The organism is Stieleria mannarensis (assembly GCF_014154935.1).
GTDB classification, from domain to species: Bacteria; Planctomycetota; Planctomycetia; order Pirellulales; family Pirellulaceae; genus Stieleria; species Stieleria mannarensis.
On sequence record NZ_JACEHH010000098.1, the window covers coordinates 1 to 8,855 of the forward strand.

An 8,855-nucleotide genomic window follows, 5' to 3' on the forward strand; every position below is an offset into this window, starting at 1 on the left:
CCCGAAACTCTGGCGAGCCCCAGCGAGCCAGAGTTTCGGGGGAGAGGGGCCGGGGGTGAGGGGGGATCCAATCGCACGGCGAGTAGCCATGATCGAGTTTCACGCCCGAGTGTTGATCGGGCAGCGAATTGATCGATCACTCTCCCAACCTCGCGCCGCGAAGTTATTTTCATCAGACCAGCCCCATGCTGAGCGGGTCCTGGTCCGCCGTGGCATGGTTTTCGATTCGGCTGGACAGTCGCCGTCCTCTCTGAGGTCGGCGCGGGGCAAAGCTTCGCTTTTCGGGGCGCCGAGTTCGGAGAACACGGCGACGTTAGGGCACCAGACTCGCCCCGTTCAACAGCGTGGCGTCGTCCAGCCGGCAAGGATGCAGTGCAAAACGAACAAAGGGATGCGAGCGTCGCCGCCGCATCCCTTTGCTGGTTGAACAGGTCGTTGAAGGATCAACTATTGATTGAGCTGTTCCTGAATGGTCTCTTTGGAAGCCTTGGTTCCCAGAGCCCCCCACAAGCCATACGGGCTTTGCCGTCCGGCTCCGCGGACCCCGAAGTTCGGGTCGTTGTTGCTGTAGGGGACTTGGTTCTGGTCGCCGGCGTCGATCGAGTCGGTCATGAACACGACCGCACCGTCGGCCATCAGGATATGGGCACCGCCTTGGTGGAGGCTGGACGCCGATCCATAGCCGAAGTCACCGTGGTTACGATAAACGCTGTAGCTGTTCGGCGGACGGATGGTGTTGAACATCGAGAACTGGGGGCGACCATCGGGCCAACGGCGACCACGACCGTGGTTGGCGGACTCGTCCAGTCCCGGGGTGGCATTGTTCACGCTATCGTCCCAGTACTGTGGGCGATCGGGGTCGATGTACTGTTCCCAGTAGTTCGGGGGATGCGCCATGTTGTTGGTGTTGTCCCGATAGGGGACAGATGCAACCAACCGTTCACGCGCATCAACGATGTTCTCGCCGGCTGCGATGGTGTTGGACAAACCGTCCAGGATGTCGCGGAACTTGGTGAAGTGGTGGTTGCGGAACACGCCACGCGCCCAACGGGCTTGCGCTTCATCGCCCCAAGTGCCGTCGGTTCCCGGAACGCCGTTCCAGTTGATGCCGCCGTGGTGGCCTTCGAAGTACGCATCACCCTGGCAAGCGGCGTAGTTGGTGAACGCGACACGCGCCGGCGTGCTCTCGGTCGGATCGCTGGGGCAGCGGTAACCGGGGACCTGGGTCAACCACGGTTGGTAGTTTTCATTCCACGGCACCGGCCCCATCGGCGGGAACACATCGGCCGGGGGACGAATCGAGCCATCTCGGTTGACGTTGTAGGGGTTGCTGATTCGATCCCACATCGACTGTTGCTCGATGAATGGCAGAATGCCGACCATCCAGCTCAAGCAAAAGCGGTTGTGATAATCGCCACCGCGGTTGCCCGGCCACTCGTAGGTGCCCGTCGCATTCATGGGGAGATTCTTGTACGCCGAATGGTAGTTGTGCAGGGCCAATCCGATCTGTTTGAAATTGTTGCTGCAACTCATCCGCCGCGCTGCTTCACGTGCAGCTTGGACTGCGGGCAATAACAGCCCGACCAAAATACCGATGATGGCGATCACCACCAAAAGCTCAACGAGTGTAAATCCACTTCGTTGAGAAGAACGATTCGTCATTTGCGTCTCCAAAGACATTCATTTCCAGTTGAAAAGGTTTCTATGACCTCTAAAGGGCGAACACTGATCGCCCTCAGGCATACGTTTGGTTCCGAGGCTAAATCCGAATCGCGTTCCGGACGACAAAACTCGGCAATGCGTCTGACTTAGTTAACTCCAAAGCCGTGCGATCGAATCGCACGAATCGTAAAATATTCCATAATGTGGTTTACGTCGCCTTTAAATTGATGCGACACGTCGTCTCGCCTCTCCTGTGGCACCGATTGCATCCCTTGCCAGGGGAGGCTTTGCAATGGGGGCGACCATCCCCGCGGTGTCCGTTGCGTCAATCAAGACCATGTCGTCCTGCTTCGGACTGACAACGCCCGGGGGCGTTCGATGTGCCGGCGAAACACTGGCCGGCGAAACACTGGCTGAGCTCGGGAAACACGTCCTCGATTCTCTAAGGGCGTGGTTTCCCAAGTGAAGCGGACACTGTGACCGTCAGGCCTTCAGTGGGAGGGGGGGAGGACCGGGTGGTTGAAAACCGGCTAAAACATGGCGGGCGAGGGTTTCAATCGATCCACGACGTCGGTTTCGTCGTGGCGGTGGCTGAGCGTTCGGGCGTTCGCTGCCTACTTCTTTTTGAAGTTCTCTTGTTCTTGTTTCCGAAGCATTTCTTCATAGTCTTCGGCTTCTTGAACTTCCTCCGGCGTTTGGGCCGTTGTATCTTCAATCGTTGCTTCGCCGCTGCCGCGACCGCAACCGGGGACAACAAAAACAACGCAAGCCAGTGCAATCACGCACAGTAAAGAGCGGGTCATTTCATTCTCGTTTGTAAAGAAGCCACGATTAACTGAATTTCAGAATTCGAGATCGTATCCACGCGTCTGGTAAAATCAAGTGGCTCGTCAACGACATTGCACCGAACCTAATGGCTTCCATTGCCACGCGACGGCGGCCAGACCGGCAACCATGATTACACCGGGCGGCGTTTAGCACTCCGACCGCAGACCCCCGATTGATATGAATCGACAGACCTCTTCACGTCCCGTTTGGCCGATCTGTCGGTTCCGCCTTATCCACCGCGCCGGGAGATGGCTGCGGTTGCCGGCGGGGGAGACGGTTGCGATGCGAGCCGGGGCCCATCTGGGTGCCCGTCTGGCTGCCCGCCTCCTGTTTCTTTTGCTGGGGCTGGCGCTGTGCGTTGCAGGCTGCGGAAAGACGGACGGGGCGGCGGAGAAGAGAGGGGAACCGAGCCAAACGGCCCAACGCGATCCGGTCGACCAGACCGGCGGCGACGCTCCGGCCTCACCGGACTTTGTCGCCCGTTCCCTGAGCGCGCTCTCCGCCGGGGACCTTGACGCCGCCGAGACCGCGATTCGGAAACATCTGTTGCAACGTCCCGATGACGCCCGTGCCATCGAGATCGCCGGCGACATCGCATCGCGTCAGGGGAACACGGAATCGGCAGTCGAGATGTATCAAGGGGCGTTGGCGTCGAACGATTCCCCCAACGAGGCGTTGCTGGACAAACTGACGCACACCTTGGTCGCCGCCGGTCGGCCGTTCGATGCGATCACCGTGTTGCAATCCTATGTGGATCGATTTCCCAATCGCCCCCAGCCCCGCTTTGACCTGATCGGACTGGCGACCATGGTCGGACGCACGCCGATGGCATTGCCGTCGCTCAAGTGGTTGGCCCAGCACGGTCAAGGCGACCCGGAGTCTTTGTTGGTGCTCGCCGATCCGGATCGTGTGGAGCCGGACGGAGAGATGTGCCAGTCGATGCTGCAGCGATCCGGGGATGACCTGCGGCCCCAGTATTGTCTGGCCCGATTGGATGCGTTGAAGTCGAATTGGCGATCGGTGGCGGACCGATTGAAACCCGTGCTCGAGCGTCACAAGGATTTCGCGCCGGCGCATGCACTCTACGGGCGTGCCCTGGTGGAACTGGATGAATTTGATTCCATCCCGGCTTGGCAGCGGCAATTGCCCGGCAGCGTGGAACAGTTGCCCGAATACTGGTTGGTCGCCGGCGATTGGGCTCAGCGGCAAGGACAACACGAACAGGCCGCGCGTGCTTACTGGCAAGCGATCCGTCAAAGCAGTCATGCCTTGCCGGCCGCGCTCAGCGGACTGTTCCAAAACCTGACGCTGATCGGACGGACCGAGGATGCGGAAACGGTTGCCGACCAGATCACCAAGCTCGGCGTGTTGCGCGACACATTAAAGACACACCTGGAGCGTAGCGGTCGTTCCCAACAGGCGGCGCTCTCGGTGGCCGATGCGATGTTGGACTTGGGCCGCGTCTGGGAAGCCGAAGCCTGGGCGCGGTTTGCGACCACGTTGCCCGAGCAGCGGGTGGCGGATGTCCGGGATCGTTACATGGCCGTCCGCTCCAAATTGACCGCCACCACGCCCTGGGTGCTGCCGGAAAGGGAAATCAGCCGCCGGGTCGACGTGGGACAGTTGCCAGCGATTTCGTGGACACTCTCGCGAGAAAAATCTGGAACCGCGAGCGACAGTTTTCAGCGACCGCTTTACTTTGAAGACCAAGCCGAGCAGCGTGGCTTCGTCCACACCTGTGAAATCGCCGCCGAAGCGGTCACCGAAGGCCACTGGATCTACCAAAGCGTCGGCGGCGGTGTGGGCGTGATCGACTATGACTTGGACGGTTATCCCGATCTGGCCGCCGCGATGTTGGACGGCCGTCCACTGCAAAACGACTCGTCGTCCAACCGGCTGTTCCGAAATCACGGCGTCCGGTTTGTCTCGGTCGAACGCCCAGCGGCCTACCACGACACCGGATTCTCGCAAGGGATCACGATCGGCGATTACAACGATGACGGCTTCCCCGACGTGTTTGATTGCAACTACGGCCAGAATCGTCTGTTTCGCAACAACGGCGACGGGACGTTTGCCGAAGTCGCAGTGACCGCCGGATTGTCCGACCAGTCGTGGACGACGTCGGCGGTGATTGCGGACCTGGACGGTGATGGCATCGCCGACCTGTTTGCGACGAACTACTGCGCCGGACGAGGGCCGCTGGACAGACCGTGTCGCAATGCCGACGGGTTTTCAACCTGCCCGCCGTTGTTGTTCGACGCCGAACCGGACCGGGTGTGGCGGGGCCGCGGCGATGGGACCTTCGTCGATGTTTCGGATCAGTGGATGCAGGACCAGGCATTCGGGCGAGGCCTGGGCGTGGTCACCGGGCGATTTGACGAGCGTCCCGGGCTGGACGTCTATGTCGCCAACGACATGACCGCCAACCAGCTTTGGTCACCCGAAGTGCGCGAGGGGCGATTCGGGCTGGTCGATCTGGCTGCCACGCGAGGCGTCGGGTTCAGTGGCGACGCGCGTTCTCAGGCGTCGATGGGCATGGCGGCGGCCGACCCGGACGGTGACGGCGACATCGATTTCTTTCTCACGCACTTTGCCGACGACCATAACACCTACTACGAACAGGTCTCGCCCGGTTTTTGGAGCGACCGGTCGTTTCAGGTTGGACTGGGACAGCCGTCGATGAAGCTGCTGGGGTTCGGTGCCGAGTGGGTGGATTTTGATAACAGTGGGTCGCTGGAATTGATGGTCACCAACGGCCATGTTGACGACGTTCATCGCACCGACGTGGCCTATGCGATGCCCCCGCAAACCTTCCGCCGCCAGCCGTCGGGACGCTGGGAAGAACTCAAGGCGGATTCAATGGGAGATTACTTTGCCAAGCCACATTTGGGCCGCGCGTTGGCATCGGTCGACGTGGACCGCGATGGACGAACCGACGTGGCGATCACCCATCTGTATGCGCCCGTTTCGCTGTTGGTCAATCGAACCGACGACGCGGGCCAGTCGATCGGATTGATTCTCAAGGCCACCCGATCGCAGCGAGACGCCATCGGTGCGGTGGCCACGGCGACCGTGGGCACGCAAACGGTGACGCATCCGTTGACCGCCGGCGACGGCTACATGTGCACCAACCAACGCAGGATCTCGATCGGCCTGGGCGATCAGCCCGCCGCCGGGGCCATCACCATCCAATGGCCCTCTGGCACGACACAGTCCTTCGGTACACTACAAGGCGGCCATGACTACGTGCTGGTCGAAGGGGCCGAACAGGCATTTCAATTGCAGGCTCATCGTTGAAGATTCATCACACCGTTCGCTCGATTTCGTTTCGCGTCCTCGGGCTCAGGCTGCTCGGGCTTGCGGTCGTCGGTCTTGCCGTCGTCGGCTGTGGCGGAGATTCGGAGGAACAGCGCGCCGCCGAACTGTTGCAGAGCCAGCGGAGGCGTCAGCAGGCACAGGAAGCGGCCCCCAAGTCGGCCGACCAGCGGATTGACGAAGCAAGGGGCTACTACGACCGACAAAACTATTCCGCCGCCCAGGACCGCCTGCGTCCCCTGTTGGTGGCCGACGATGCCGACGCCGACGCGTTGCTCTTGTACGCCAAGTGCGAAGCGGAAATCGGGGATCCGCTGGCCGCCTGTGAAGTGCTGCGTTCGATCCCGCCGTCCGCCCCCGTGGCGTTTGCCGACGCCGGGTTGCTGGCGGCAGACCTGCACCTGCAGCTTGGCGATTATGACCGTGCCGAAGCGAGTTTGATGCGGATCGTCGACTTGGCGGAAACCGTCGACGTCCCCCGGATCAATGCGGTTTATCACCGCTTGGCGTCTTTGCTGAACAACCAAGGACGCCGCATCGAAGCCGCCGAGTACCTGCGTCGACTGCTGCGGGCCGAGGACATCACGGAGAAAGAGCTGTTCGCGATGAACACGCTGGGCGACGCCTTCATCGACGTCTCGATGCCCAAGCCCAATTTCGGCGGAGCGTTGCCCCCCGCGGCGTTGGCCGAAGCGAAACGGTTGCGGGGCGAAGGGGAATTGGAGCAAGCCAAACGGCTGATCGAACGGCTTAGCGAAGCGTATCCAAAATCCACTCCCATCGCCGCGTTTCGGTGTCGCGTGTACGCCGAAATGAAACTCGATCCGCTCCTTGACGACTATCTGGATTCGGTGCCCGACGGAATCGAACGCGAACCGGAGTACTGGTATGCCGTCGGCATGCGGATGCAGAGTTCCGATCGCGATGACCAGGCGGTGCGTTGTTTTCTGGAAGCGGTGACGCTGGACCCGACGGACCGTTTTTCCTACCTGGGGTTGGCCCGATCACTGAAGTCGCTGGGAAAAGACGCCGAAGCCGACTGTGCCAATCAACGTTTTTCACTGCTGCACGAATCTTCCGTCATCATGGCGAAGATCGGCGGCCAGCCGGGGACTGCGGCCGAATTGAGTCGTTTGGCGGAAATCCTGGACGCCTTGCATCGACCTTGGGAGGCGCTCGCGTGGCGCCAAGTCGCATTGAAGACGCATGGTGGGTCCCCCGAGTCGCGTCAGCGGTTGTTACAACGACGCGAACAAATTGCCGACGGCGAAACCGATGCAACCGCTACTTCGGGCCTTCGATGCGGCTTGGAACTCGATCAATGGCCGCTTCCGTCGACGAACGAATTTGCGTCCGGCACCCCCGCGGAGCCGCGGGCCGACTTGGAAACCGCAAGCAGCACGACCGAGATCCGTTTGAATGATGTCGCCGCCGACCTCGGGATGATCTTTCACTACGACGGCGGTGACGATCCCTCGGATGAAGTCCAGCTTTTGCATCAATTGACCGGCGGAGGGATCGCGGTGATCGACTACGATCTGGACGGCTATCCCGATGTGTACTTCACGCAAGGCGGCGGCGACGCGTTTGATGCCGACGGCTCCAAACCCAACGCGTTGTTCCGCAACCGGCCGTCCGCCGAGTGGATTTCGGTGTCCGCCGAAGCGGGAACCGGTGACTTGGGATACGGCCAGGGCGTTGCCGTTGCGGACATCAATCAAGACGGTTTCCCGGACATGATTCTGGCCAACATCGGCCCGAACGTGGTTTACCAAAACAACGGCGACGGGACCTTTCGCCGCCGACTGATGGCGGCGGTTGCCCCCAAGGGTGACTGGACATCGTCGATCGCTTGCGGTGATTTGAGCGGCGATCATTTGCCTGAAATCGTCGAGATCAATTACATCGACGACCCGACCGCGCTTTCGATCGGGTGCACGCCGGACCGGGACGCCTGTAATCCCAGCGTTTTCCGTCCAGCCGTCGATCGCGCGTGGCAGGTCCGATCCGATGGCACGGTCACCCGCTGGGACGGTTGCCAGTCGATGGACGAACTCCCCAATTATGGGTTCGGCGGCGTCATCGCAAATTTCGATGACGCCCACGGAAATGATTTGTTCATCGCGAACGATACCGAGTTCAACCATTTTTGGTTGTCGGGGCGCGACAGCCAATCCGGTCCGGTCACGCTGCGGGAAAGCGCGCAGATTGCCGGTTGCGCGTTCGGGTTGTTGGGGCAACGCCAGGGATGCATGGGCATCGCGGCGGGCGACTTTGACCGCAACGGACGGGTCGATCTGCACGTCACCAACTTTTGGAATCAGGCAGCCGATCTCTACAGCCAGGAATCACCGGGCGTGTTCACCAACGTCAACGCCAAACGTGGATTGTACGAAGACACGCGGATGACGGTCGGCTGGGGAACGCAGGCGGTCGATTTTGATCGCAACGGTTGGCTCGACCTGCCCGTGCTCAATGGCAACTTGACCGACCACCGTCATCGGGGTCGCGCCTATCAGATGCTGCCGCAATTCTTTCGTGGCAACGCCGGCGGATTTGAATTGCAGAACCCGGCGGATCCCTATTGGGAGACCCCCGCCCTGGGACGCACGATGGCGGTGTTGGATTTCAATCGAGATTTGAAACCCGACCTGGTGACGAACCATTTGGACGCCCCGGCCGCATTGCTGGAAAACCGCACGGCAACGGAAAATGCACTCCAGCTGGAATTGATCGGAACGACCAGCGAACGCGACGCGATCGGTGCCAAGGTCTCCATCGCCATCGGTGACGAATCGTGGGTGGGCTGGGTGTTCGGCGGCGACGGGCTGTTGTGCACCAACGAACAGGTGTTGGATTTCGGACTCGGACGATACGATGCTATTGATCGCATTGACGTGAGCTGGCCCTCGGGAGCCAACCAATCTTTCTCGAACATCAAAGCGAACCAACGCTACCTGGTTGTCGAGGGCGAAGCGGACTTGTTTCAGCGCTAAACGCCCCCCAACGCACGTTGGCGTTTAGCCTTTAGGCGACACCCTCTCGCTGCG

Annotated in this window: 4 protein-coding genes; 2 read left to right on the forward strand and 2 right to left on the reverse strand. The window is 60.8% G+C overall.

Annotation, left to right across the window (positions count from 1 at the left end):
* Nucleotides 1-447 precede the first annotated feature (447 nt).
* Nucleotides 448-1,662, reverse strand: a complete 1,215-nt coding sequence (locus H1B37_RS32115; RefSeq protein ID WP_182871375.1) for a DUF1559 domain-containing protein — start codon at nucleotides 1,660-1,662, stop codon at nucleotides 448-450.
* A gap of 614 nt (nucleotides 1,663-2,276) precedes the next feature.
* Nucleotides 2,277-2,465, reverse strand: a complete 189-nt coding sequence (locus H1B37_RS32120; RefSeq protein ID WP_182871376.1) for a hypothetical protein — start codon at nucleotides 2,463-2,465, stop codon at nucleotides 2,277-2,279.
* Nucleotides 2,466-2,772: 307 nt separating this feature from the next.
* On the opposite strand from H1B37_RS32120, the gene H1B37_RS32125 reads away from it, so the two are divergent.
* Both H1B37_RS32125 and H1B37_RS32130 read left to right on the forward strand, forming a co-directional pair.
* On the forward strand, nucleotides 2,773-5,787 hold the full coding sequence (locus H1B37_RS32125; protein ID WP_182871377.1) for an FG-GAP-like repeat-containing protein: 3,015 nt from the start codon (nucleotides 2,773-2,775) through the stop codon (nucleotides 5,785-5,787).
* Nucleotides 5,784-8,801, forward strand: coding sequence for an FG-GAP-like repeat-containing protein (locus tag H1B37_RS32130; RefSeq protein WP_182871378.1), 3,018 nt, complete (start codon nucleotides 5,784-5,786; stop codon nucleotides 8,799-8,801). Before H1B37_RS32125 ends, H1B37_RS32130 begins: the two co-directional genes overlap by 4 nt.
* Nucleotides 8,802-8,855 lie beyond the last annotated feature (54 nt).